Source organism: Cupriavidus sp. SIMBA_020, from assembly GCF_046535395.1.
Taxonomy (GTDB): Bacteria; Pseudomonadota; Gammaproteobacteria; order Burkholderiales; family Burkholderiaceae; genus Cupriavidus; species Cupriavidus campinensis.
This window is the reverse complement of sequence record NZ_JAWRWU010000844.1, coordinates 1-263: the sequence shown is the minus strand read 5'-3', so window position 1 is coordinate 263 and position 263 is coordinate 1. Positions and strand designations below refer to the sequence as shown.

Annotated in this window: 1 protein-coding gene; it reads right to left on the bottom strand. The window is 72.2% G+C overall.

Features of this window, described 5'->3' with window-relative positions; genetic code table 11:
* A partial coding sequence (locus tag SB751_RS31765; protein WP_410749240.1) for a hypothetical protein occupies positions 1 to 263 on the bottom strand: 263 nt, incomplete at both ends.

Here is a 263-nt window from a genome sequence, read left to right as displayed (position 1 = left end):
CAACGTTCGACGAGCTGCGACAGGCTCGCGGCCGACAGCCGCGTGCCGGGCTCGGTCAGGCGCGGCTCGACCAGGCGCGCGAGCGCGAGGTCCATGTTGTCGCCGCCGAGCATCAGGTGATTGCCGACACCCACGCGCGTGAAGGTCGGTTCGCCATCGTCGCCCGGCGCGACGTCGACGAGCGTCAGATCGGTCGTACCGCCGCCGACGTCGCAGATCAGCACGCGCCGCGGCGCGGCGAAGGTATCGCGCAACGTCGCGCG